The sequence below is a fragment of the Mucilaginibacter straminoryzae genome, from assembly GCF_022953055.1.
Classification (GTDB): Bacteria; Bacteroidota; Bacteroidia; order Sphingobacteriales; family Sphingobacteriaceae; genus Mucilaginibacter; species Mucilaginibacter straminoryzae.
In genome coordinates this window covers 195970-222172 of sequence record NZ_JALJEJ010000007.1, presented here as the reverse complement: position 1 = coordinate 222172, position 26203 = coordinate 195970, and the positions used below count along the sequence as shown (strand labels likewise).

Below are 26203 nucleotides of genomic sequence, written 5' to 3'. Positions count from 1 at the left end.
CAGAATATCAGAACGGGCTGAGCCTGAACAGGAAATTATAATAAGTTGGAAGCTTGGCTACACCGATAGAATAGTTTCCTACAGTTTTTAGAAGCGCCAGCTTTGGAGACTTGAAACTTAACGAAGATGGTAAATACGGTAAGAAATTACCGAACAGGTTAGCCCGGCTGTTGACATACCTTTTCTGACTATCAATCCGATGTTCGTGAAAAGGGGTATCCTCGTCGTGTTCTTCTGCAGAGATGTGCTTAACCACATCCAGCCAGGTGTTGATCTTAATGCAGGCATGCAAACCGCAGCCGCTTTCACCGTTAGCTTCAAATGGATTATGCGGATGGAAGTAAGTGACTGAATTGATCAGCCAGATACATAAAAAAATATTTAACCATCTTTTTACCATCATTTGCAAAATTAACAATTTATACTGTTTCGGTTAACAGCAATGGTAACAATCTTACTTCGTAAAGTGATTTATAACAAAAAACGCCCCGATGCAGAGGCGTTCTTAATACAATATAGCGTTGCAAATGTTTGATCTGCGCAGAATGCTAATCCACCAGCTCGAACTTGTCTTTCAACAAGATGTGATCTGACGAATTACCGATCATCAGCCTGAACTCGCCCGGTTCGGCGGTCCAGTTCATTTGCTGATCATAGAACGACAGCTTTTCTTTATCGATGGTAAAGGTGATTGTTTTGCTTTCACCGGGTTTCAGATATACCTTTTGAAAATCTTTCAGTTCCTTAATCGGCCGCGTAACCGAAGCTACCGGATCTTGCAGGTACAGTTGCACTACCTCTTCCCCGGCGTAATTACCGGTATTCTTCAAAGTAAACGTTACCGTAAGGTTTTCATTAGCAGTGATCGAAGCTTTACTCAGCTTCAAATCGGAAAAATCAAAGTTTGTATAGCTTAAACCGTAGCCAAAGGCATAACGCGGGTTATTACTTACATCCAGGTATGACGAACGATAAGGCGTGCTTTTACCGTCCGGCGCGGGTCTGCCTGTGCTTTTCTCGTTATAGAATAACGGGATCTGCCCTTCTTCTCTCGGGAAAGTCATTGGCAGGTGACCTGCAGGGTTATAATCGCCATACAACACATCAGCCATGGCATTGCCTGCTTCGCTGCCCAACCACCAGGTAAATAGGATTGCATTGGCGTGTTCTGCCGTCCAGTTAAAGATGAGCGGCCGACCTCCCATTACCAATACTACTACCGGTTTACCTGTTGTCTGTACCGCTTTTATTAACTCTTCCTGCACACCGGGAATATGAATATTCGCGCGACTTTTGGCTTCGCCGCTCATGTCTAAGGTTTCCCCTACTGCCATGATCACCACATCAGCCTGTTGCGCTGTTTTAACTGCTTCGGCAAATCCTGCACGCGAAGTATCGTTGATATTACAGCCTTTGCTATAAAGCAACTCGGTTTGTTTACCTGAGCGGTTTTGCAGTCCCTCATATAAAGACACCAGGCGATCATTATCCCACTTTACAGACCAGAAACCCTGCATATCTGCATTTGATTTACCCAGCGGACCGATAACCGCTATTTTGCGGTACTTATCAGATAAGGGCAGCAACTGGTTATCATTCTTTAGCAATACGATACTTTTACGGGCAACTTCGCGCGATGCTTTACGATTGGCTTCTGAATTTATCTCTTTCACTTCGCGCTTTTCGTCACTGAAACGGTAAGGATCGTCAAATAAACCCATTTCAAATTTCTTACGAAGAATCCTTCGAACGGCGTCATCGATCAGGGCCACATCCACTTTTTTCTCCTGCACCAACTGGATCAGGTTAGGCAGGTAAGAATGACCTTCCATATCCATATCAGAGCCTGCGGTTACCGCTAAACGGGCAGCATCTTTTCTGTCTTTAGCAAAGCCGTGCGCTACCATCTCGCTTACAGAGCCCCAATCGCTCACAACAAATCCCTGATAGTTCCACTTGCCTTTTAATATATCGCGCTGCAGGTGTTTATTACCTGTAGCCGGGATACCGTCCAGTTCGTTAAACGAGTTCATAAAGGTAGCAGCACCTTCATCCAAAGCAGCTTTAAATGGCGGCAGGTAAACCTCCCATAGCTGGCGTTCGCTCATATCTACGGTGTTATAATCACGACCGGCCAGTGCAGCGCCGTAAGCTGCAAAGTGTTTAACACAAGCCATCACAGCATCCAGGTTACCTAAGCCCTTACCCTGAAAGCCTCTTACACGTGCATGTGCAATCTGCGAACCCAGGTAAGTATCTTCACCGGCGCCTTCCATTACGCGTCCCCAGCGTGGGTCGCGGGCGATATCCACCATCGGCGCAAACGTCCAGTGAATGCCAGAAGCTGCGGCCTCGCGGCCTGCAACCCTTGCAGAAAGCTCTATAGCTTTCAGGTCCCAACTGGCTGCCTCTCCCAACGGAATAGGAAACGTAACCCGGTAACCGTGGATCACATCCAGGCCAAAAAGCAGCGGAATTTTCAAACGCGACTGCAATGCCAGGGCCTGCACCTCGCGGGTTTCTTTTGCACCGCGTACGTTAAGCAGAGAACCAACTTTACCGTCTTTAATCTCCTGCCATTTCGAACTGTTGGGCGTTAGCGGCCCCGTTGCCAGCCGGTCGCTGGTGTATTGGTTCATCTGCCCTACTTTTTCTTCGAGCGTCATCTTTGCCAAAAGCGCCTCGACTTTCTGGTCAATCGCATCTGGTTTTGATGATTTTTGTTGCGCATGAAGCGAAGTACCTCCGCAAAGCAATAACAAAATGATTAGGTTTCTGGTTGACATATCCTGATAACTTGGTATAGCAAGCGGGGGAATTAGCCCGCTTTGTTTATTTTAATTGTTTTCAAATCGAAGCCGCCTTCATCGGCATAGATCTGGATCTTGTTGATTCCTTTTTTTAGCTTGATGCCTTTAATATTCAGTATCGACCAGTCTTTTCCCGGTTGGATAACTGATACCGTTTCGCCCTGTTTCACACCATCTGCCAGCAATGAAATTTTCCCTTTGCCCGCTTCAGAAGCTACCTGTAGTTCAACATTAAACTTACCGGCTGCCCTGGAACGGACGGTATATTGCAGCCATTCGCCATCTTCTATACTGAACACTTGGTAACCCGTAGCGTCCGCCTGTATATCCACCCCATCATTTCGGTAAGCTCTGCCTTTATTACCTGTAGTATTTACCCCCGGCGTGTAATGGTAGCTTGCGGTGTCTTTATCCATATAAGCATATCGCTGTCGGCCCATATCATAGTCAACGGCGTTGATATTAAGGCTTTCAGTTAGGTAGTGATCTTTAAAAGGTTTCGTTTCGGTAGTACGCACTTCACGAAACATTGCGTCAATCACATCTTTGTGATACACTTCCTGCTCCAGCTTAATTTTTGCCAACAAGTCATCAAGCGTTGCTATAGCTTCTTCACGGGAAGGTTTTTCGCCTTTACCGGCCCAATAGTTTAGCAACTGCTGATATCCGGGTGTAACCTTGATCTCCAACGGGTTGTTAATGTCCATCTTTTTCTCTTGCCACCACGACCAGCCGATGTTATGGCTTTCTACCAGTTGAATGGCTTCTGTATACCAGGTATTGAAGTTCTCGCCAGATTCGCCCATCCATAAAGGCACGTTATTCTTTTCACTAATGTCGAGGAACTTTTGGATATCCCCTACGTTATTGAAATTACCGTATTTATGAAAACTGACTACCGTGTTATTATCCCAAAGCGGGAAGATGCCGCGATAGTTATTACCGAATCCGTTTCCCTCGATAATAATGATATGCTTGTTGTCCACCTCGCGGATAGCCTTAGTAACATCAACCATTAACTGCCTCAACGGCGCGTTCTTGGTCTCTTCTGTACCGCGTTTGTCTTCCGCTTTTTCGAAGCCCCAGTTTGGTTCGTTGATGATATCATACCCACCGACATAAGGTTCGTTAGCATAGCGCTGCGCCAGCTTTTTCCAAAGAGCGATCATCTTATCCTGGTTGGCCTTGCTTTCCCATAGCGAAGGTTTCGCTGGATCACGGTCTGAAATAGGCAGATCATTACCCTGACCACCGGGTGCGGCGTGCAGATCCAGGATCAGGTACATATGATTTGCTTTACACCATTTTAACAAATTATCTGTCAGTTCGAAGCCCTTTTCCAACCAGGTATTTTGCCCCGCTACGGGTTCTTTATCTACAGGTAAGGTGTACAGCGCATAATGCATGGGTAGCCTGATGGAATTAAAACCCCAGGAAGCCATAGAATCTATATCAATTTTACGCGTATGATTCTTTAACCAGGTGTCATAAAACCTTGCCGCATAATCCTCTCCAGCTACCTCGGCAATTTTCTCCCTGATCTTGTACTGCTGCCCCAAATTGCTCACCCTGAACATATAGCCTTCCTGCAGCATCCAACCACCTAAGCCCATTCCGCGAAGGATCACTTTATTGCCCTTCTCATCCGTAATGATCCGGCCGCTGGCTTTTAAAAAGCCCTGGGCACGGCAAATATTTGCAGCGAGCAGGAAGATGGCGGCTATACCGGCCCGACCTGCTGATTTAAAGAAGCGGTTTCTTAATTTCATATAAAGATTATTCAACCAGTAAGGTTTCGATAGAATGCGGCAAGCTGGTTACGGCTGTCCCTTTGTTGGCAAATACCAGGTTATATTTAATCTCGCTATCTGTGGGGTTCATCACAATCACGGCAATTTTACCGTCTGGATTCAAATAAGCGGTAGTCAACAACCTGTCGCGGCTGGCAGAGCTGATGATCCGTTTTGCCCCCGGTTTGATATATTTAGAGAAGTGCCCAATGTAGTAATACTCGTTGGTGTAAATTAAACTACCGTTACGGGTATCTGCATGGATGGGCGCGAAACAGAAATTACCTACGTGATTTGGTCCGCCCTGCTCATCCAATAAAACGTTCCAGTCTGTCCAGGCTACTGTACCGGCATTAAAATCGTTGATCATAGAGGTGCCATAACGTTCGCCTAAAGACCAATCGTTTACACGGTCAAAACTGAATTTCTCTACACATCCTTCCGTAAAGACCAGATTTTTATTGGGGAAAGCTTCGTGCAGGCGGCGTTCACTTTCAAACTGCTGCCCGGCGCCTGTCCAGGTTTCATACCAGTGGTAACCTGCTCCCCATACATATTTGGAAGCCTCCGGATCGTTAAAAATAGTGCTGGCATAATGGTACAGCATGTCGCGGTTATGATCAAACACGATCAGTTTTTTGCTGCCCAAACCTGCCTTTTGCAAAGCCGGACCAAGGTAACCCTTCACAAAATCGCGCTCTTCCTCGGCGGTAAACAGGCACGATTCCCACTTCTGCGTTGCCAATGGTTCATTCTGCGGCGTTAAACCCCAGATGGGCATTCCCTCCTTCTCGTAAGTTTTAATAAACTTCACCATGAAGTCTGCCCAGTTCTGGCGATATTCTGGCTTTAACTTACCACCGTGCGACATATCACTGTTGGTCTTCATAAAAGCAGGTGGGCTCCATGGACTTACGAACAAATCTACCTTTCCACCGGCCGCTTTTTGCACGGCTTTAATGAACGGAATGCGGTATTTCTGGTCGTGAGAAATATCGAAAGTTTTCAGCGAAGCGTCATTGTCTTTAATGTAGCTGTAGCTATCACTCGAAAAGTCGCAACTTTGGATATGTGTACGGGCAAAGGTATAGCCGATGCCGTTTTCCTTATCATAGTAGGCCGTCAGGAATTCCTTTTGTTTGTCGGCAGGTAATTTATAGAATGTTTCAGCAGAAGCGTCAGTAAGCGCACCACCGATACCGATCATGGTTTGAAAGGTTTTTGTCGGGTCTACAAATACAGAAACTTCGGTCTCTACAGGCGGTTTAATGGCTGCCAGTTTCAGTTCTTCTGTTTTAGACAACTTAAGGTCTGTATTTTTTGCGGTGACGTATACCGTAACTTTACTGCGTGCGGGTGCTACCGGTACTGTTTTTTTAGATTGTGCGGATGCACTGTAAACAGCACCTATCATTAATGGGATGATGAATCTCTTTTTCATTACAGATGAATTTTTAATTTCTAATTAAATTCCGGCGAAATTAACATTTACTGCCGCAATAAAGCTTCCAGATAGTAATAATCTGCATAGCTGATCGGCACATCAATTTCACTGTTGGCTGGTTTGTGACCAGTACTATGCAACAGGATAAAACCTTTGCTACCACCCGGTTCTGCCTGATAGTGCTTGCTTAAACTATTCATGATCTGATCTGCACTTTTTTTGTAAGATTTTCCATTCTCACTGTACTTAGCCAGTTCATACAACGCGGAAGCAGTAATAGCTGCAGCAGAAGCATCGCGCGGGGCGTTAGGGATGTCCGGTGCGTTATAGTCCCAGTAAGGCACCTTATCAGTAGGCGTTGTAGGATTGTTCAGGATGAAGGCCGCGATCTTTTCTGCCTGCTGCAAATAAACCGGATTTCTTGTTTCGCGGTAGCACATGGTGTAGCCATACAGTCCCCAGGCTTGCCCCCTGGCCCAAGCAGATTCATCTGCATAACCCTGGTGGGTTTGCTTATGCAGTACCTTACCCGTTTCGGGATCATAATCTATCACGTGATAAGAACTATTATTAGCCCTGAAATGGTTCTTTAAAGTGGTATTGGCATGGGTAACAGCGATCTTATAAAAAGAGGAATCGCCGGATAAACGGGTGGCAGCAAACAACAGCTCCAGGTTCATCATGTTATCTATAATTACCGGGAACTTCCATTCTTTACGGTTATCCCACGATTTGATGCAACCTACCGTAGGATTAAAGCGTGTACTTAAAGACTTAGCCGCATTGATGATCACTTGCTTATAACTGGGGTCGTTGGTTAGCTTATAACCATTTCCTACACTGCAATAGATCTCGAAGCCCAGATCGTGCGTGGTGGTGGTAAATTGCTCTGGTTCGATAAAAGCGGTGTATTTCCGGGCTTCGTCCATCCATTTTTTATCTTTGGTATACTGGTACAAAAACCATAGTTCACCCGGGAAGAAACCACTGCACCAATCGCGCGAGGGCACCAGTACCAGATTACCGTTTTTATCCAGCGTGCGTGGTGTTACGGCATTAGGCCTGCTGGTGGCTTTGGCCTCGCTGATGGATTTTAGCATCAGTTCTGTTTGTTCTTCTGCGAAGTGAAAGCCCTTGCTTTTATTCTTTTGGGCGAACACCACCTGAGTAACCAGACTTAATGCTAATGTTACTTTTACAAAATTTCGCATGTTATCCTATTTATTAGTTTAGTTATAAGTTTAAAAAGGCGCTTTCAATACCGGTGGACTGAACCCCGATTACCGATTTCCCATTATTCGTATCAACGCTGATGATCGCCCTGCCATTGTACACCTGTAACTTTCTGGAACCGCGAGAAGTACCCAGGTTATCCAATAGTTTACCATCACCAGCAAGCGAAAAAGCCACCACGTTAACCGCATCCAGGCAGAGCCTGTTATCAGCATCCAGCAACATTGCTTGTACCGTCACTTTGCCCTCTTTCCCAGCTATTTTTTTCAGCACCAGCTTTACAGGTTTACCCCATTTTTCCGTCTGGTATTGCTGATAAATGGTATCGGTAAGTATTAATTTGTCCTTCCGTGCTTTTACTATCAGCAGGTTATCCCCTTGCTGATAGTCTATCATCCAGTGTAGTCCTGCTGCCGGAAAGTTCTGGCTGTTACGCTGCTTTTTGCCGTAGCTTTTTCGATTGACAAAAAGTTCGGCCTCGTCGCAATTAGAATAAACTTTAACCAGCTTTTGCTCCCCCGCTTTTCCCCATCTTACCGGCCAGTTGTGTCCAAAGAGATGTACCATTGGTTTTGCCGACCAGTAGGACTGAAAAACGTAGTAAGATTCTTTTTTTGTCAGGTCGCGCTCTACCACACCTTTTTGATTCACGTTCGGCACCGGGTTTTCCGGCCTTACCGGGGTTGCAAAATCTTTGAATACCCAAAATGCAGATCCCGTTAACCAGGGCATTTTTTCCTGTTCTTTCAAGTGCCAGTCGAACAGGTTGGTAATGTAGTTTTCGCTCCAATCGTTTTCTTTAGCGATATGCACGTTACTATCGGGAAGATTAACCACAGCTTTATCCGCATTTTCAGAGAACCTTCCGGCATGACTATCCCCGCCCCATTCGGCATGGAAAAAGTGTTTTACTTTTTTAGATTCCTCCTCCGCTATTTTACGGTAGTCGGTGTATTGGCCGCGATACCAGCCTGCCCATATGGATGGCGAATAAACATCAGGAATGTCTTTACAGAAATCGCAGCGACGGATCGTCGTCTTACGCGAAGGGTCAAGCTGGTGAGCCAAATTGTTCTGGCTACTCATGTAATCGCGGATCTTCTGCTGATCAAACTCCTGGAAATCGCCCTCCCAATCGTTTTCGTTCCCCAGTCCCCATAAAATAATAGAAGGATGGTTATAATGCTGTTCGATCATGTTGGTCAGCATTCGCCTGCCCTGTTCCTGGTAAACCGGACCGCCTAATCCACCCCGGCACCAAGGTTCTTCTTCCCAAACCAGTATGCCCAAGCTATCGCACAAGTTTAGAATAGTGCGCGACTGCTGGTAGTGCCCTAACCGGATGAAATTCGCGCCCATATCCTTTATCATCTGCATTTCCAGCCGCATAATGCTGTCCGTCTCGGCGGCAGCTAAACCTGCATGGTCTTCGTGTCGATGCGTTCCGCGAAGCAGTAACCGTTTACCGTTTAAATAGAACGGACCGTTATCTGCAAAAAGGAAATCGCGAAAGCCTACTTTCTCGGTCTGTTTAACTACCCCCTCACTTGTTTGCAGGGTTACTTCAACCGCATATAAATAAGGATCGTTAAGTGACCATAAATTTGGCTTTTTGATATTTACCTGCCCTAAAGAGAACTTGACTTCGCTTTGAATGGCTTTCAGATTAAACTTCTGATCTGCGATTATCTTTCCTTTGGCATCCGTGATTTTGAAGTTACCGCTCGCACTGCTCACCTTATCCGGATTATAGAACGTAGCCTTAATATCCAGTTTCCCGCCTTGAAGATGATCGCTTAAACTGCTTGAAGCAAAAACTTTATCAATGCTCAGTGCTGGGGTATAAACTAAATTCACATAACGATAAAGGCCGCCATAAACCATAAAGTCAGACAATCGCGAAGGCATGCTTTCCAAATCACGCGAGTTATCGCAGCGGATAGAAATCGGCACTTGCCCTTTAAACTGCTTTTGAAAAACTGCCGTTTTTTTAAATGCATCTACCGCATCGGTAATGTCTACAGTCCATTCGTCGTATCCCCCAACGTGGCTCCCCACCAGGGTGGTATAAACATACACCTGAGTCTTTTGCCCGGCACCTTCAAAATGCAATAAGGTTCGCCCATTGTTATGGGGATTACTGATACTCAATCTGGTGCGGTACCAACCCGGCCCCTGGTAATAGTTATGATCGGGATCGACAGCATCTTCTGCATTAAAGCAATGCGGCAGTGTTACTTTTTGCCAGAGCGGAACATTCTCGGGATTGTTGGAATTAGTCGGCCTTACCGCTTCCCAAATACCGCCCAAATCTTCGCGCAGGAATTGCCAACCCTGATTCAAGCGTATAGACTGCTGCGCCTGCGATAGATTGCCGGTCAGCAGCAGGCCCGTAATCAGAAAGATTTTGATCAGATTCCGCATCGTTTTTTAATAAATACGCTTTAACTGAATGGCATTTAAAACTGCTTCGCCCTTCAGTGCTTTAAAATTAATTTGAATGCCTTGTGCACGGGTAACCGTCACCGGGATCTTCTTGCTCATGGCCCAGGCAAAACCAACCTCACGGGCAATATTTAGCTCTTTCAACACGCATTGATTGTTGATGAATACATCAAAAATGCGTTCCTGGTAACCAGGAACGGTCACTTCAGAAGTGCCTAGGTTGTAAGGAAGTGGGTCGCTTACTTTTCCGCCGGAGAGCTCCGCGAAATTGAGCGTCAGCTCGTACTGCCCATCGGGCACGTCGAAGCGATAGCCTTCTATCCCCACCTGTTGCGTTTGAAAGACCGGGTCGTTATCCGTCCCGGCAATCGCTTTATCAGAACCGTAACTTTGCCTGCCGTTTACCATTTTAAAAGCATGACCGCCCATGCTTCCCCAACTGCCTTTTCTGTAAGGCTGATCGGGTTGCCAGGTCTGCTTATTTAACATGTCGTAGTAATACCGCTTAGCCCCTAACAATATACTTAAAGGTTGTGCATCAGCCTTAAAAGCCTTCAGCTCATTCGGCTGAATGAACACTTCAACCGTTTCAAAATCTTTCACCGTTTGGTTATCGGCCGTGGCTTCCAGATAGTTCATTCCGGGACGGAACGGAACCGTAAACGTATAACTGAAGTCTTCAGCCTTCCCGCCGGCAAGGTCCTGGCCATTCAGGCTCAGCTTAACGCCTTTTAGGTTGGTATAAACACGCACCTGCCTGGTGCAGGTAGTGCCTGTCGAGTCTTCAACGCCAACAATGTTGCTTTCTGATGCTATCTTTATAAAAGCCTCCTTTTTTAAAGCCGCCTGGTAAAGGTAGTACGTCGCCTTCGGCTGGCGATCATCAGTCATCAATCCCTTATTGTTGATATGAGGCATGGTTTCCTCCCGACTTTCTGAATTAAAGTCTACCAGGTTCCATGCGGCTGCACCGGCAACAAAGGGCCGTTCTAAAATAGCCTTCAGATATACGTCATGGTAATGCTCTGCATATTCAATGCTTTTATCAAACCTCACCGGGTTCAGCGCATGGATACGGGGATCTGCATCTGCGCCGTACTCGGTTACAATTACTGGCTTTGCCGGTTGCCCGTGATGCTCATCCAAAAATTTACCAAACCCACTGACATCACCGCTATACCAGCCCTGGTAAAGGTTCCACCCGATGATCTGCGGCACGGCGGTAAGGCCGGTGCGGGTGTATAAATTATAATCGCCGTGATTGGCAATCATGGTATATCGGGCAGGATCTTGCGCACGGCAAATGCTGTCGAGATGTTTGGCCAGCTTCACGATATTTTCAAAATATTGCTGCTGCCGGGGCTTGTCTTTGGCGAACTTAGGCCGTAGCATGATCTCGTTCATGTAAGCCCAGATCACCAAACTCGGGTGGTTAAAATTCTGCGCGATCATCTCGCGGAGCATATTGCTGCAATTGTCCGTAAACCCGGCGGTTTCCGTAATGGCATTTACGACGGGGATTTCCACTGAAGCGATGATGCCCAGTTTATCGCACATCTGTAGCACAACCGGATCTTGCGGGTAGTGCGATACCCGGAGGAAATTGCCGCCCATGGCCTTTAGCAGTTCAATATCATGCGACTGCAATTCCTGTCGCACGGCATTTCCCAGATCTTTATAATCCTGGTGACGACTGGCACCGATGAGTTTAAGCGGTTTACCATTCAGGAAGAAGCCTTTATCAGCATCAAAACTGTACCACCTGAAACCAAGCGGTGTGCTTAGCTCATCTATAATTTCGCCGTTCTTGTTATCGATTATTTGTGTTACTACGTTGTACAGATAAGGATGATCGGGCGACCATAGCTTCGGATTATTTACCACAATACCCGACTGGCTCACCGTATCTGCTTTACCTTTTGCTGTTTTTTGATTCTTTGACAGCGTTGCGATTATCTTTCCATCGCTGTCAAAAATTGTACTGACGAGCTTAATTGTCCTGGCCGCGCCTTCGTTATAAACCTGGGCTTTGATAACCACACTCGCCCGGGCAGTAGTCACCGAAGGCGTTGTGATACGGATACTGCTGCCACCAAAATCATTGGTATTGAAGTGAACGGAATTAGTAGTTACCAGATATAGATTTCGATAGATCCCTCCAAAAAAGGTAAAATCGGCAGTCAGCGGCGGAATATCTTCATTAAAACGGTTATTTACCTTAACCGCAATCTCGTTTACAGCGTTGGTTCCGGTCTTGATAAAGGAGCTTACGGGGATACAAAATCGCGTGTAACCTCCCTTATGTTCTCCGGCCTTTTTGCCGTTGATATAGATCTCTGCTTCCTGGTTAACGCCGTCAAAATAAAGAAATACCTGCTTTTGGCTGTCATTACTGATCACCAGGTTCCGTTTATACCAGGCCGCTCCCCTGTAGTAAGGATGCTCATCGCTCATTACATCCGTCGCATTCCAGGTATGCGGAATAGTTACGTTCTGCCAATGGGTTAAGGTATTAATGGCGTTGTAGGGATGATCGGCTGAATCTTTTGCAAACTGCCATTTATCGTTAAGACTGTAAACTGTACGTCCGCTTTCTGCACGGGGCTTTGATACCTGCGATAAGACATCTCCCGGCCAGGCAAAAAAGAACAACACAAGAAATAATATTTTAAACCGGTTAGTACAACACATAAGGCAGTTGCAGATTGATTTTTAAGCAGAGGTAGATTTCAAAAAAAGTGTATACGGCCCTTGCGGCCGTATACACGCCAATTAACACACCATATAATAACAGTGATAAGGTTTAGTAAGTATCTTACTGTATTTTATCCAATGGTGGAATATTTGATTCAGAACCGGTGTAACCCTTGTTCTGGTTGATATGCCCGGTAATGTTCAGGTCTATCTCGCGCTGCGGGATCGGCCATAACACGTGGTAAGGCGATATCGTATAGTGGTTACCAGAGTTGGTTACAACGTTCGGATTCTTATAGAAATCGTTCTTCTCCATTATACGGTCATAGAAGAAGTTGCTTTGCGAAAAGCTGGTTAAGCTATACGTTTTACCGTTATAAGCGGGCTGACCTGTTTGTGCGAAAATGTAAGCTATACGGGTTAACTCTGTCTTACGAGGCTCTTCCCAGTACAACTCGCGCTGACGCTCGTCCAGAATGGTACCAATGTTCACTTTGCCGGCATCTGTAAGCAGCTGTGCCTGCGCGCGCGCTCTTACTACGTTAATATCTGCCATGGCTTGTGCAGTCTGCCCTTTCCAAACGTAGGCTTCTGCACGCAGTAAATAGGTTTCAGCCAAACGGAACACATACCAATCCGTATTGGTGCCACGTGGCGGGCTCCACCATTTATCAACCGCAGTTGGGCCAGAACCAATGAATACTTTATAATGCGGCCAGCCAAACCATGCACGGATGGTATCACGGGCACCGTTCAGGAACATCTGGTTAACGTTGGCATCTGTATACTGTACCAATTTTTTACCGTACCAGGCAGGGTCGCCGCTGCTGGCATTTTTTAATGACGGGTTGTTGTATACCAGGTCTGTCATGTTCATCCAGTTGCCCGGCGCATGTCTTAAGTCGGTATTATCCGTCCAGATGTATTTGGTTGCATATGGAGTACCGCGCAGACGGCCGATACCACGACCGTACCATAAAGTAAGCGGAAACTCTTCGGTAACTTTATCAGATATACCAGGTTTGCGAGCACCCGGTGTTAAAATAGTACCGTTGTGCCACATCGGTACGCAGTTACGCATCACCTGCGAACCGTTAGGTGTAGCACCGTCAAGCGTTTCGCGGTCGAGTACTACATAAAGTGCCTCCGTGTTGCTACCCAAAGCCTTGTTTTCCGGGCGGTGTAAATCCCAGATCACGTTTTTGCTGGCGTCGCTTGCTACCACGCCAAAACGGCCGGTCATTAATTTATACGGACCATTGATGGCTACGTTACAAGCAGTAATAGCATCATCAAACAAACCAAGTGCAAGGTCTACCTTTGCCAGTAAGTGAGCTGCTGCGCCCTTAGACGGGTCGCCTTTCATATTACCGTCTGTCAGATTAGCTACAGCAAACTCCAGGTCAGTCTTCATTTTCTGAAGAATTACGGTACGCTGTGTGCTGAAGTAACCGGTATTAACCCCTGTTTCTTCTTTTAAAATCAATGGCACGTCACCAAACTCGTGCACTAAACGGTAGTAGCGGTAAGCCCGGTGAAAATACGCGGTAGCCAATACTAAATTGCGATCTGCTGGGTTGCTCCATTTGGCATTATCTATACGCGAAATGATCACGTTTGCATCGTGGATACCCGAATACCATGCATACCAGTAGCGCGCGATTTTATTATAATCATCGCTATCCAGGTTAGCAGTCGGCGTGATACGGGCGTTCAGATCCTGTGCCGGGGTTGTTTTATCAGTGGTTCCTTCAACCGCAGCATCTGTAAAGATAGATTCGGTTAACAATGGGGCCGAATCACCAAAGAACTCGAAACGAACGCTTGGGTTAAGCGCTTCCAGCGCATTTTTAAATGCAGCCGGGGTTGTTAAAGTTACGTCTGGTGTAAATTTGGAAGGCGCTTCCGGAGAAAGCTCACTACGTTTGGTACATCCGCTGGCCGCAAAAATTGCCGCTACCGATACCCATGTAATTATATTTTTATTTGTCTTTTTCATGTTGAATAATCTCCTTTTCTCTAAATCCGGTTAAAATGTTGCACTGAAACCTGCCTGCCAGAATCTTGGTGTCGGGCCGTTATTCTGCGGATCCCAGTAATTCCAGCCCGTAAACACATAAGGGTTAGTGGCATTCACATAAATTTTAGCGTTTGACATACCGAAATGCTTCACAATATCTTTAGGGATATTATACCCAAGCGATACGGTTTGCAGGCGAACAAAGGAAGATTTACGCCACACGTTGATAGTGGTACCAGACTGGCCTGATACCAAACGGGCGTAATCATTGATGGGGTTATCCGGTGTCCAGTAAGGCTGCACGTAAGAGTTCATCCGCAGATAACCTACGCTGCCAGGATTGTTCAACGCCTGGTTGTACTGACGTAACTGACCAATGCTGGATACCAAAAGGAAGCTGGCATTGAAGTTTCTCAGGAAGTTAAAATCGTTGCGTAAGGACCAGTTGAATTTCGGACTTTCAGAACCCAGGAATTGCTTATCGGCGTTATCCCAACGGTCATCGCCATTCACATCCTGCAATTTGAAATCGCCCGGACGGATGCCTACGTTCGTTTTAGCGTTGATACGTGCAATTTCTGCCGCATCGCTTTGTTGCCAAACACCTAGGATCTTGTAATCCCAAACGGCGTTTACGTCGTGCCCAATGAACCAACCGTTACCGATATCGTCATTCTCGCGGGTTACCATATTGCCGTTGGCATCTTTAACCTGGTACTCGCCGTACAAGTGAACAATTTTGTTGCGGTTTAAAGAAAATGTTCCGGCAGCGCTCCAGTTGAAGTTTTTGCTTTGAATGATCTTTCCGTCTAAAGCCACCTCGAAACCTTTGTTGGTCACCTCGCCGATGTTACTGTACAAGTTTGAGTTGTTAGAGCTGCCACCGATCTGAATGTTGTTACCAGTGTTTAGGCCCTGTACCCAAAGTAATGCGCGTCTAACAATCAGGTTGGTAGTTTTACGGGTTGGGTACACATCTACCGAACCGTTTAAACGGTTGTTAAACATGGTGAAATCCAAACCGAAGTTGGTACCTGTAGTTTTCTCCCAGGTAAGGTTAGGGTTCTGTAAAGAAGTGGCATAGATGCCTGTGTTATTAGTAACTACACCTGCAGCGGTTGCTGTTGGGTAACGGGAAAGATTCAGCAATGCGAGTGCCAAGCTTGGGTCTGCTGTACCGGTAGACAGGCGGTTACCATTAGAACCGTAGCTGACACGTAATTTACCATAGTTCAACCATTTAAATCCGTCACCTTTCATGAACTTTTCATCTGTAAATACCCACGCTAATGCACCTGATGTATAGGTTTGACGCGGCTGGGTAAGACCGAATGGAGAGAAACCGTCGCGGCGGATAGTTCCGGTTAAGATATAACGGCCCAAAAGGTTATAATTTAAACGCGCCATTAACGCATCTGCATTGTACACGCGGTCATCGCTGCTTTCAACAGGTAAGGTACCTGCACCAATGTTATGGTAGCCTAAGATATCGCTCGGGCTGAACTGGCTGTTATCTGTCCGGGTGTACCAGCTATGATACTGCTCTTTGTTTAAAAGGAAAGTTGCATCGAAGTTGTGGATGCCGAAGGTTTTATTCCAGTTGATCACGTTATCCAGGTTAAACCGGTAACGGTTTTCCATGGTACGGATGCCTGTACCACCGGCCAACTCATTAGGGTTTGCTACCGGGCGGAAGAAGAAGTTGCGATAAGCTTCGATTTGCGGAGAGTAGTTTAAACTATATTTAAATCCAAAGGGCAGTTCGACACGTGCAAACATGTTAGCAAACAGCACATTTTGAACCGCAACGTTGCTGTTGTAAGCATTACCCAGGAACGGGTTACGGAAGTTCAAACCGCTATCGTCTGTATCGATACGGCGAATAGTACCATCGGCATTGTAAAAATCACCGTAAGGAGAGCCTGCTACAACCTGTGTCCAATCTGCTTCTGTACGATCTATACCCTGCCCGCTTAATGCATCACTTGCAGCACCTTCGTCGCGGCTGGCGAACTGAGAGTTGATACCAATGGTTAAAAACTTGGTAGCTTTCCCTTCCAGGTTAACACGTACACGGCCATCTGTATAGTGTCCGCCTTTGATCAGGTTCTGGTTATTGGTGTAGTTACCAGACATGTAGTAGCTTACCGCATCGCTCCTGCCCTGCAGGCTGGCGGTGTAATCCTGGCGGATACCGTTTCTGAAAACTTCTTTACCCCAGTCAATAGTTTTACCATTCTGATAGTTTGAAATTTCATTAGCAAACAGGCCCAAACGTTGTAACCATACCGTAGTAGGATCGCCAGTGGCGCCATTCATGAATTGGGTTAAAGTGACACCTGAAGGCAGATTATTGGGGTTGCTGTAATAGTAATACGGGTTGTTGGTATTGGTACTTCTGGCCACGTCTGCGCGCCAGTTTAAGAAGTCTTCACCCTGATATACTTTCTGATTTTTGGCCAATTGAGCAATACCACCATTGGCAGTGATGCTGATTGTTGGTTTACCTGCACGGCCTTTTTTTGTAGTGATTGCAACAACACCGCCCGCTGCCTGCGCACCGTAGACCGCTAAAGCACTTGGATCCTTTAACACGTCTACACGCTCGATATCATCAGGATTAATGTCGGCTAACTGACCGAAATAAATCACCCCGTCTAACACAATCAGTGGGTTACTGTTGCCAGAAAGCGAAGCTTTACCACGGATCTGAAGATCGCCTGCACCGCCACCTTTAGCAGATGTATTCATAGCGACAGAAATACCAGGTACGTTACCACGGATAATGTCCGTTACACTTGTAGGGTTTTCGTTTTCCAGCTTTTCTGCTTTAACACTTGCAATAGCGCCGGTTACATCTTTAACAGCACGGGTACCGTAACCGATTACCACTACTTCGCTCAGTGTTTTCTGATCGCTTGCCAGTGTAATATTAATGGTGGTACGACCATTGATTGGCTGCTCTTGCGTTACATAGCTGATGCTCGAAAAAACCAGCGTACCGTTTGAAGGCGCACTGATGGTAAACTGTCCGTTAATGTTTGTGGCAACAGCAGTAGATGTTCCCTTCACCTTAACCGTGGCGCCGGGCAGTGTTAAACCCTTATCATCTTTCACGGTTCCTTTAACGGTAATATTCTGCGCAAAGGCTACCGAAAAAAAAGCAATGAAAAGGGTAATAAGAAGCGTAATTCTTTTTTTCATAAATCATAATTGGTTTAAAATTTCTATTAGTTTTTAAAACTCCTGCCAATCGCTTACCCTACTGGAAGCTCATTTTAACCGAAGTTTTGGGGCGACGCATCAGAAGTGCAAACGCCTTTTTAGGTCGGTGCGGAAAGCACCCTTGAAGATCATTTAAGTAACATTTCTCCCATGCGGTCTACGTTTATTAGTTTAAGAATATTGGTTTGATTGATTGATTAGCTTTTAAGTATTACAGGCCATTCAGCTTTCACCGGCATGTCTTCCATCTCATTTAATTGGCTTTAGTTTATAATCGGTTCTGATCTAATTGGTGGTGTAAAGTTATGTTAGAATATACCGGATAAACAATAGCCAAAAACACATAAAACACTGATAATTAATTAATTAAAAACTTTTTAATACGCTTAATGCGCAAGAAAAGCAAAATGAAAAACCGTAATTATCAGAGGTAAAATAACAAATGAGGGGGAGCGGAAAACGGCAGGCAATACGCTTGATGAGCAATGAAAAAAAGTGAAAAAAAATTAAAATAATTTTCAACAAGCTATCATTTTATGGCAGTAAAGGACATTTATGGCTATTTTTTAACATTTAATAGTGTACAGTTCACACCATTTTTAGAAGACCGGAATGAAAAATCGGTAGAAACAGAAGGCTGAGGCGTTCTAAGCGCTTAGAATACAATAGTGGATTACCAGTTTCTGCGCGAGCTGAGAAACTCGGTACGCCTCTAGTTGAAGAATATATGATCAGGCTTGTAAGGCTTTCAAGACAAGGCTGCTCCAACCTGCCTTTTTATTTTTACGAAGTGCGTTTTTACGTTCATCCATCACCGCTTTAACACGGATAGCGTAAGCCCAGCAGGTACTTTGCCTGATGTCTAATTTCTCGGCAAGCTGGTAAGATGAAATGTTCCCTTTGGTGGTATACATCAGGTATACAATATAGAAGGCCTTATTGATAGGGATACGGTTGTTTTCAAAAATCGTGTTGTGCATTACAGACTCTTCATAAGCACATTTAGAGCAGCGCCTGCTAAAAGGCGCACGCCCCGGGCCGTAATTACCATTACCACATTTAATACATTGATAACCGGCCGCCCATTTTAAGTCAGCAAGGAATTTGTTGCAGTGTTCTCGATCGGGGTATTTCTGGCTGAATTCTTCAAAGGTTAACTCGGTAGATTCAATGCGCGCATCGGTAACCCTCTCTATATTGGTCTTTAATTCAACGTTGTCTTTTTCAAGCAGTACATTCATCCGCGAAATCTCTTCGGCCTGTAGTTCCAGCTGTTTATTGATCTCCATCAAGTCGCGGTTCTGGCTTTCGATGATCTCTGCCTGCTGCCTGATCTCTTCAGACTTTTGCACCACCTCGCTTGTCCGTTGCCTTACCTGTATCTCCAGCTCGCGGTTGATGGAATCTTTCAGGTCGGCGTTAATTTTCATCTGCCTAATGGTTTCCTCCTGCGCCAGGTCTTTCTCTTTCCTGAACACCCTTACCTGGTCGCCAATGGAAAAAGATAACAGCACCATTTCGCATACAAAACCAATTGTCATACTGTAATGGCCGATTACGCCGGGTATATACCGTGCTAAGCCCAACACATAAACCCCTTTGATTACGAAGCTTACAAATAAAAACGAGTAGGCCAACACAAAGAAGCGAGCAGGTTTAAAGCCCTGCTTCCAGATCACAATCCCTGTTGCAAAAGCTACTGCAAGCGGCAATATTTCTATAAAGCGATAAGCGAAGAAGCTTTTCTGAATAAAGAGGCAGAAAAGGAAATAAGCTGTTCTGACCATCAACGTGATGTTTATCAGCCGGTACAAGCTCCGGTTACGTTGCTTCACCTGTAACAATGCCTTTGTAAAAGCTAAAGCGAAAATACTGACGCTATATAGTGCGATGCCGTAAGCATACTCGTTCCACAGAGGTGAGTGCGGCCATAAAAACTGAAATGCAATACCGTCGGTGCTCATTTCATAAATCCCGACGCTTAAAATATAGAGCACGTAGTAAAGATACTGCCGCGACCTGACTGCCATGAACATCAGCAGATTATGGAAGCAAAAGATCAGGATCATGCCATAGAACAACCCATAAGTAAGATATTCTACCAAGGCATAATGAACGAAATACGTCACCGTACGATAGACGATAATTACGTTCACCAACTCTTTAGACCTCACTCTGAAATAATAAACATGTTCGCCTTTACCACGCTGATCAATTAAAAACTCGAAGTTTTTATGCTGAAACAGGCGGCCGGTGAAGCTACGCGCTGCCCCGGACGAAGAAGAAGTGTAGCCTCCTTTAGCATCAGGCAGGTATGCCGTGATCTCATCTGTTGTTTGATCAAAAAATTCGATAACTGCATGCTTATCCGGAAGGCTATCCGGGTATTTCACCTTCACCCGGTACCAGTAAACAGACGCATGGTTGAAATTTTTAGGGAAGTAGCCCTTATTTGTCTGAAATAAGCGTTCCCCGGTTTTTGAAGTGACATCGTTAAAAGACAGCTTCCCAGCCTTATCTTCAAGGCACGAGATTTCGGTGCGTTTAAAAATATGTTCTGCGGTACTGCTGTCAAGCAACACCGTTTGCTGGGCAATAACATTGTTTGCCAGGCAAAGCAGCGCAAGTAAAAACAGCCAGGTATGCTTTTTCAAGTAAAGAAGTATCAATAAAAAAGGGTTTATTTAATGGTGAATGGCTTTCAACAACGCCTGCCGCCGCTAGTCCATTACAAATATAAAAAATATGCCCTCGTGAAGAATCATTAGTGCCAGAAACTTACAGATTAAAGATAATCTTGCCCATATTTGCACGAAATGGAAAAGCAAACAACCCACGATAATTTGACAGGATCTTTAGACGAAAAATATCAAAAGCTTACCCTGCTTACGCAAGGCGATTTCGACGCTTTTTTATACGATTGCGATGGCACCCTGGCTGATACCATGCCCAGCCATACCGAATCATACATCCGTGTAGCTGCTAAAGGTGGTTTATTATTAAGCGGTGAGATCATTAATGAACTTGCCGGTCTGCCGGTTATCAATGTGATAGAAGAGATCAACAAGCGGTACAATACCACTTTTGACCCTGTAACTTTTGCCGATGAAAAGGAAGAAGTTTTTTACCAAGAATTTATAGAACATATTGCGCCAATTGATTACGTGGTTAATCACCTGAAAGCGCATGCAGGCAAAATAAAAATTGCAGTCGTATCCGGTGGGGTGCGCAAATCAGTACAAAAAACATTAGAAGTTTTAGGCATTGCCGATATTCCCGAAACACTGGTATGTGCAGGTGAAACACCACGCGGAAAACCCTTCCCCGACCCTTTTCTGGCAGCGGCAGAAAAATTAGGTGTAGACCCAAAACGCTGCCTGGTATTTGAAGACGGCAACCCCGGCGTACAGGCGGCCGAAGCAGCAGGCATGCAATGGGTGCGCATAGACCAGATTTAAAAGGTGATTATAAACTGATGAAACGGGGCTGCATAGTGGTAATGTAGCTGCAGGCCGTAATTATTGCAGATATTTCTGGCGATAGTAAGCCCCAGCCCTGTACCTTCAGATGCCTTGCCCTTTTGAAAACGTTCGAAAACCTTCTCGCTGTCGAGCGGTTCTGGTTTGCCGGTGTTAGAAAAAACAAGGTTGGTTTCGGTAAGTAAAACCTGTATTTCGCCGCCGGGTAAGTTGTGCCTTACCGCATTGCTGAACAAATTGTCCAGTAATATTTCCAGCAGATACGGGCTGAATTTGAATTTTTTCTCCTGCAGTTCTGCATGCAGTTGAATCCCTTTTGCCTGGATAATTTCTGCGAACTGCCGGCATTTTTGCTTAATCGTTGTTTTCAGCTCAATTTCCGCAACGTCGCTGATCAGGTGATTATCGATCTTCACCAACAACAACAAAGCCTGATTAAGCTTCGTTATTTTACCGGTAGCCGTATACAGATCCTGTAATTGTTCAAACTGCGCTTCGTTTAAACTTTCGTCCTGGATCAGGTTATCCAATTTAGAGGTGATCACGGCGATAGGCGTCATCATTTCATGCGAAGCATTTTCGGTAAACATTTTCAGGCTCTGGTAATCGTCTGCGGCTTTGTTCGCCATCGTTCGTATCGCGGTTTCCAGTTCTTTAAATTCATCCGCCCTAATATTGCCTACGGTGTCTATCGTATTATTCCCGGCAACCTGGAATGCCCTTATCTGCCCCAGCAAAAGGTAAAACGGCCGCCACAACCCGGCCAGCAAAAAGCGGTTGGTGATGATTAAAGCAACAATTAATAATACCCCAAGTACAGCGGTAATAATACTGATCAGCTGTACCAGGTTTTCTGTCGTCTCTTTAGATTCTGCAATAACCACCTTATAATTAACACCACGCAGGCTAACCATATCTACCACTGCCCTGCCCGCCTCAGCCTTACTGGTGCCCGGCTCAATAAAGGGGGTATCCACAAATCTTCTTTTGATCTTCTGCTGACCGATGGAGGTAAAACTCGCCTGGTCTTCGTCAAAGTCAATAGGTTTGGGCAGCTGTTGTTTGTGATTGATGTAGGCGCTAAGCTCCTCCATTTCTTCGGTTAGGTCTTTATCTAACTGTTTATTAGAGATATAACCGATAGCAATATAATAAACAATGCCAGCAACCAGCAGAATACTGAGGGTAATAATGATACTGGCCCGGTTGTAGAGTTGCGTTAATTTCATAGTCAGGAAAATTTATACCCTATGCCATAAACAGACTTGAAGAAATCCTTTCCTGAATTGTCGGCCAGTTTCTTTCGCAGGTTTTTAATATGGGTGTATATGAAATCAAAACTATCAGCCAGGTCTATCTCATCCTTCCATAGATGTTCTGCCAATGCGTTTTTAGAGATCACTTTCCCTTTATTGGCAATGAAGTAAAGCAAAATATCGTATTCTTTTTTGGTAAGCGTCACCAAGTTACCATCTACCTTTACCTCCATTGTCGGCAGATCAATGTTAATACAGTCGTACTGCAACTGATTATTTCCGCGGAAAGACCTGCGACGGAAAAGCGCCATCACACGTGCTTTTAACTCAGCCAGGTGAAAGGGTTTCACAATATAATCGTCCGCGCCAAGGTTCAAACCCGTTATACGGTCGTCAAGTGAATTGCGCGCAGAAATAATGATCACGCCCTCTTCTTTACCGGCTGCTTTCAGCTCCTGTAACAACGTTAAACCATTGCCATCCGGCAGGCCGATATCCAAAAGGATACAATCATAATCGTACAAAGCTATTTTTTCGGTGGCAGAGGCATAATCGGCGCTTGTTTCGCATATCACACCCTCCTCCTGGAAATATCCGGCGATACTTTCCCTCAGTGCCCGCTCGTCTTCAATGATCAATAGTTTCACGCTTTTTTAGGTTAAATGTACAACATGGAAATTGAAGCAAAGCTGAAGTAGCGCTGCAACTGTTAAAAAAGGTTAAAACGCCATACAACTTCAACATTGCTTTAGAATGTTCGTCGTCATTTGTCACAACTAAGTGACGGACTATGAAATACTTCAAACCCTTGTTAGTGCTTGCCGGCTTTATGATCGTTTTATGCGTTACAGCCTGCCGACACGACCCTATTACGCCATTGAGCGATGCCCCGACCATCAGTTTTAAAAATGATGTGCAGCCGATCATGATCAGCAATTGCACGCAGTCTGGCTGCCATGGCAGCGAGGGGCACGAATTTAAACTGCTGACCTATCAGGATGTGTTAGGCCATGTTAAAGCCGGTGAGCCGCATAGCAGCAGCATCTACAGTGCAATTACGGCCAACACGCTGGGCACCATGCCACAACCACCCAACCCCAGGTTGACGGACACACAAATTAAAACCATCTATTTATGGATTCTGCAAGGCGCTAAAAATAACTGATCATGAAAAAATTACTCTTATTCTTTTTTATCGGTGCAGCGGTGCTGCTGATGGCATCGTGCTATAATGATAACCTTTCTGAAATGGTGCCTGCATCAGGTGTAAAAGGTGGTACCGGAGCCGGTACTTGCGATACCGCGGGTGTTATGAGCTATACTAACCATGTATTACCTGTACTGCAAACCAATTGCGGCATCAATAACTCTTGCCATGGCAGTAACAATAGCAGCGGGTACAACCTGTCTACTTATAGTGGTGTGCGCTCTGTAGCCCTGAGCGGAAAATTGATAAGCTCGATCACCTGGACCGGCTCCGCATCGCACATGCCGCAAAATGCCCCTAAGATGAGCGACTGTAACATTACCAAAATACAGAAGTGGGTAAACGCAGGCTCTTTAAACAATTAAACTAAACCCCGACATGAAACGATTTTATTTCCTGATAACACTATTCCTGCCTTTACTGGCAGCCGCCCAGGACGATATGGCCCTGCTGAACAAAACTGATACGGCTAAAGAATATGTAAGCGCTACTTTCAAAGGTACCCAAATCATCAATTTCCAAAGCGTGGAGATACCCGGAAAGCATGTGTTGGAATTTATGATCCAGCACCGTTTTGGCGACATTAACGGCGGCGTTAACTCTTTCTTCGGGCTTGATAATGGCGCCAGTATCCGGTTTGGCCTGGGTTATAGTATCAACGATCGACTGGAGGTTGGTATCGGCCGTACCAGCTTCGAAAAATTGGTTGATGGTTCCTTAAAATATAAATTACTACGCCAGGGCCTGCACGGCGGTATGCCGGTTAGCGTCACCCTTTTTGGGGCTGCTTATTGTACCACCCAGTCTGACCCAAATGCGGCAGCTAATGGCTACAACATGTACCATTATTTTGGCGACCGCATGGCTTATTCCTTCCAGCCTATCATTGCACGTAAGTTTTCAGATAATTTCTCGCTGCAGTTAAGCCCTACTTACATCCACTATAACCTGGTGCAAAACATTACCGATAAAAACAATGCTTTGGTAATGGGTTTTGCGGGCAGGTACAAGTTTAGCAAGCGTATGGCTGTTACTGCCGAATACGGTTTGCGGTACATGTCATACACAGCCTCTAAAGATTATCACAACAGCCTGGGGATCGGTTGGGAAATTGAGACCGGCGGGCACGTTTTTCAAATGTTCCTGACCAATTCAAACGGCATTGCAGATTCGCAATACCTTACCCATACCACCAGCACGTGGCGTAACGGCGGTATCCGTTTAGGATTTAACATTTCGAGAGCTTTTAACTTTTAACGTAATGAAGAAATTTCTTTTTATCATCACTACCCTACTGTTTGCCGCCGGGGCACACGCACAGGTTTACATGACAGCCAACGGTAAAGTGCAGTTTTTCTCTGAAACGCCGCTTGAAAATATTGTAGCTACTAATAACAACGTGTCTACGCTAATTAATACCGCAACAGATTCTATTTTGGTGCGTATGAAGAATACCGGCTTTACCTTCAAGAATGCCCTTATGCAGGAGCATTTCAACGAAAATTACATGGAAAGCAGTAAGTATCCGTACGATACGTTCCGCGGAAAGCTGAACCAAAAGATAGATTATGCTAAAGACGGCGTTTATAAAGTTTCGGCTACCGGCAAGATAACCATTCACGGTACAGAACGGAACACGACGATTAACGGAACACTGACGGTAAAGAATGAAACTATCCATCTCGATGCGGAATTTATCGCGCACACGGCAGATTTTAATATCGAAGTGCCAAAGCTGGTGTTTGAGAAAATAGCGGAAAACATCCGGGTGACAATGAATGCAGATTATAAGCCGGTAAAAAAGTAAATTAGCTTAAAATAAAAACGTTAAGCTAAAACTATGGATATCCACGCACCACACCAGGAACAGCATCTGGAAAGTTCTGACATGATCCGCGATATTGTAATCGGCATGTCTGATGGCCTGACCGTGCCCTTTGCCTTAGCTGCCGGACTAAGCGGGGCGGTAAACTCGTCTGGCATTGTGGTTACCGCTGGCATTGCCGAAATAGTGGCCGGATCCATAGCAATGGGTTTAGGCGGTTTTTTAGCAGGGCGTACTGAGGCTGACCATTACACTTCTGAACTGCGCCGTGAATATGAAGAGGTAGAACGCGTTCCTGAACGTGAGAAAGAGGAAGTAAAAGAGGTATTTGCTGAATTTGGATTATCTAAAAAATTACAGGACGAGATTGCCGAAGAACTTGCTAAAGACAAAGACAAATGGGTTGATTTTATGATGCGTTACGAACTGGGGTTGGAAAAACCGGCCGCCGGTCGCGCAACGCGAAGCGCCATCACTATCGGTATCTCGTACATCATTGGCGGTATCATCCCATTGTCCCCCTATTTCTTTGTTGCAGATTCTACCCGTGCACTCTACTACTCTTGCGTAATCACCATGATCTGCCTTTTCATATTCGGCTACTTTAAAAGCAAGGTAACCGGGCAGCCCGCTATCAGCGGCGCTTTTAAAGTTCTGGTGATTGGTGCGCTGGCCGCCGGGGCTGCATTCGCAATGGCTAAATTAATTGACGGTAAATAAAAGCGTGAGTATATTGGGGTGCATCTTATTTCCGGCTATAAGATTTTAGGTAGTG

18 protein-coding genes are annotated in these 26203 nt (G+C 45.4%); 6 read left to right on the top strand and 12 right to left on the bottom strand.

Going from position 1 to position 26203, the window contains the following annotated elements; genetic code table 11:
• Positions 1–7 precede the first annotated feature (7 nt).
• From MUY27_RS15250 to MUY27_RS15205, 10 genes are all read right to left on the bottom strand, one after another.
• Complete coding sequence (locus MUY27_RS15250) at positions 8–403, bottom strand: hypothetical protein (RefSeq protein ID WP_245131315.1); 396 nt, start codon at positions 401–403, stop codon at positions 8–10.
• 145 nt (positions 404–548) lie between these two features.
• Positions 549–2786 (bottom strand): glycoside hydrolase family 3 N-terminal domain-containing protein, encoded by a 2238-nt coding sequence (locus MUY27_RS15245; RefSeq protein ID WP_245131313.1) that lies wholly within the window; start codon positions 2784–2786, stop codon positions 549–551.
• A gap of 32 nt (positions 2787–2818) precedes the next feature.
• Positions 2819–4579 carry a cellulase family glycosylhydrolase gene (locus MUY27_RS15240; RefSeq protein WP_245131311.1) on the bottom strand — a complete coding sequence of 587 codons (1761 nt, stop codon included), beginning with the start codon at positions 4577–4579 and terminating at the stop codon, positions 2819–2821.
• A 7-nt stretch (positions 4580–4586) separates the two neighbouring features.
• Positions 4587–6041: a glycoside hydrolase family 30 protein gene (locus MUY27_RS15235; RefSeq protein ID WP_245131309.1), complete on the bottom strand. Its 1455-nt coding sequence runs from the start codon at positions 6039–6041 to the stop codon at positions 4587–4589.
• Between the two features lie 47 nt (positions 6042–6088).
• Entirely contained in the window at positions 6089–7255 is a 1167-nt protein-coding gene (locus MUY27_RS15230; protein WP_245131306.1) for a glycoside hydrolase family 88 protein, read from the bottom strand.
• 22 nt (positions 7256–7277) lie between these two features.
• Entirely contained in the window at positions 7278–9701 is a 2424-nt protein-coding gene (locus tag MUY27_RS15225; RefSeq protein ID WP_245131304.1) for a glycoside hydrolase family 2 TIM barrel-domain containing protein, read from the bottom strand.
• Positions 9702–9707: 6 nt separating this feature from the next.
• The gene (locus tag MUY27_RS15220) at positions 9708–12377 is read right to left on the bottom strand and encodes a glycoside hydrolase family 2 TIM barrel-domain containing protein (protein WP_245131302.1); all 2670 of its coding nucleotides are present in this window, start codon (positions 12375–12377) and stop codon (positions 9708–9710) included.
• Positions 12378–12537: 160 nt separating this feature from the next.
• Positions 12538–14415 (bottom strand): RagB/SusD family nutrient uptake outer membrane protein, encoded by a 1878-nt coding sequence (locus MUY27_RS15215; protein WP_245131300.1) that lies wholly within the window; start codon positions 14413–14415, stop codon positions 12538–12540.
• 30 nt (positions 14416–14445) lie between these two features.
• The gene (locus tag MUY27_RS15210) at positions 14446–17640 is read right to left on the bottom strand and encodes a SusC/RagA family TonB-linked outer membrane protein (protein WP_245131297.1); all 3195 of its coding nucleotides are present in this window, start codon (positions 17638–17640) and stop codon (positions 14446–14448) included.
• A 752-nt stretch (positions 17641–18392) separates the two neighbouring features.
• Complete coding sequence (locus tag MUY27_RS15205; protein ID WP_245131296.1) at positions 18393–20315, bottom strand: 7TM diverse intracellular signaling domain-containing protein; 1923 nt, start codon at positions 20313–20315, stop codon at positions 18393–18395.
• Between the two features lie 162 nt (positions 20316–20477).
• Here MUY27_RS15205 and MUY27_RS15200 point away from each other — a divergent pair, with 162 nt between their 5' ends.
• Positions 20478–21119 carry an HAD family hydrolase gene (locus MUY27_RS15200; protein WP_245131293.1) on the top strand — a complete coding sequence of 214 codons (642 nt, stop codon included), beginning with the start codon at positions 20478–20480 and terminating at the stop codon, positions 21117–21119.
• On the opposite strand, the gene MUY27_RS15195 is transcribed toward MUY27_RS15200, so the two are convergent.
• Together MUY27_RS15195 and MUY27_RS15190 are read right to left on the bottom strand one after the other, a co-directional pair.
• Positions 21116–22369: a sensor histidine kinase gene (locus MUY27_RS15195; protein WP_245131292.1), complete on the bottom strand. Its 1254-nt coding sequence runs from the start codon at positions 22367–22369 to the stop codon at positions 21116–21118. The two genes, MUY27_RS15200 and MUY27_RS15195, sit on opposite strands and share 4 nt — an antisense overlap.
• A 2-nt stretch (positions 22370–22371) precedes the next feature.
• On the bottom strand, positions 22372–23043 hold the full coding sequence (locus MUY27_RS15190) for a response regulator transcription factor (protein WP_245131291.1): 672 nt from the start codon (positions 23041–23043) through the stop codon (positions 22372–22374).
• 143 nt (positions 23044–23186) lie between these two features.
• Here MUY27_RS15190 and MUY27_RS15185 point away from each other — a divergent pair, with 143 nt between their 5' ends.
• From MUY27_RS15185 to MUY27_RS15165, 5 genes are read left to right on the top strand one after another with little or no spacing between them, the layout of a single operon-like run.
• Positions 23187–23561, top strand: coding sequence for a hypothetical protein (locus tag MUY27_RS15185; protein WP_245131290.1), 375 nt, complete (start codon positions 23187–23189; stop codon positions 23559–23561).
• 2 nt (positions 23562–23563) lie between these two features.
• Positions 23564–23968: a hypothetical protein gene (locus tag MUY27_RS15180; RefSeq protein WP_245131289.1), complete on the top strand. Its 405-nt coding sequence runs from the start codon at positions 23564–23566 to the stop codon at positions 23966–23968.
• 13 nt (positions 23969–23981) lie between these two features.
• Positions 23982–24860, top strand: a complete 879-nt coding sequence (locus MUY27_RS15175; protein WP_245131288.1) for a DUF5777 family beta-barrel protein — start codon at positions 23982–23984, stop codon at positions 24858–24860.
• 4 nt (positions 24861–24864) lie between these two features.
• A complete protein-coding gene (locus MUY27_RS15170; RefSeq protein WP_245131286.1) occupies positions 24865–25410 on the top strand; it encodes a YceI family protein in 546 nt (181 codons plus the stop codon).
• A 33-nt stretch (positions 25411–25443) separates the two neighbouring features.
• A complete protein-coding gene (locus MUY27_RS15165) occupies positions 25444–26148 on the top strand; it encodes a VIT1/CCC1 transporter family protein (RefSeq protein WP_245131284.1) in 705 nt (234 codons plus the stop codon).
• Positions 26149–26203: the final 55 nt, after the last annotated feature.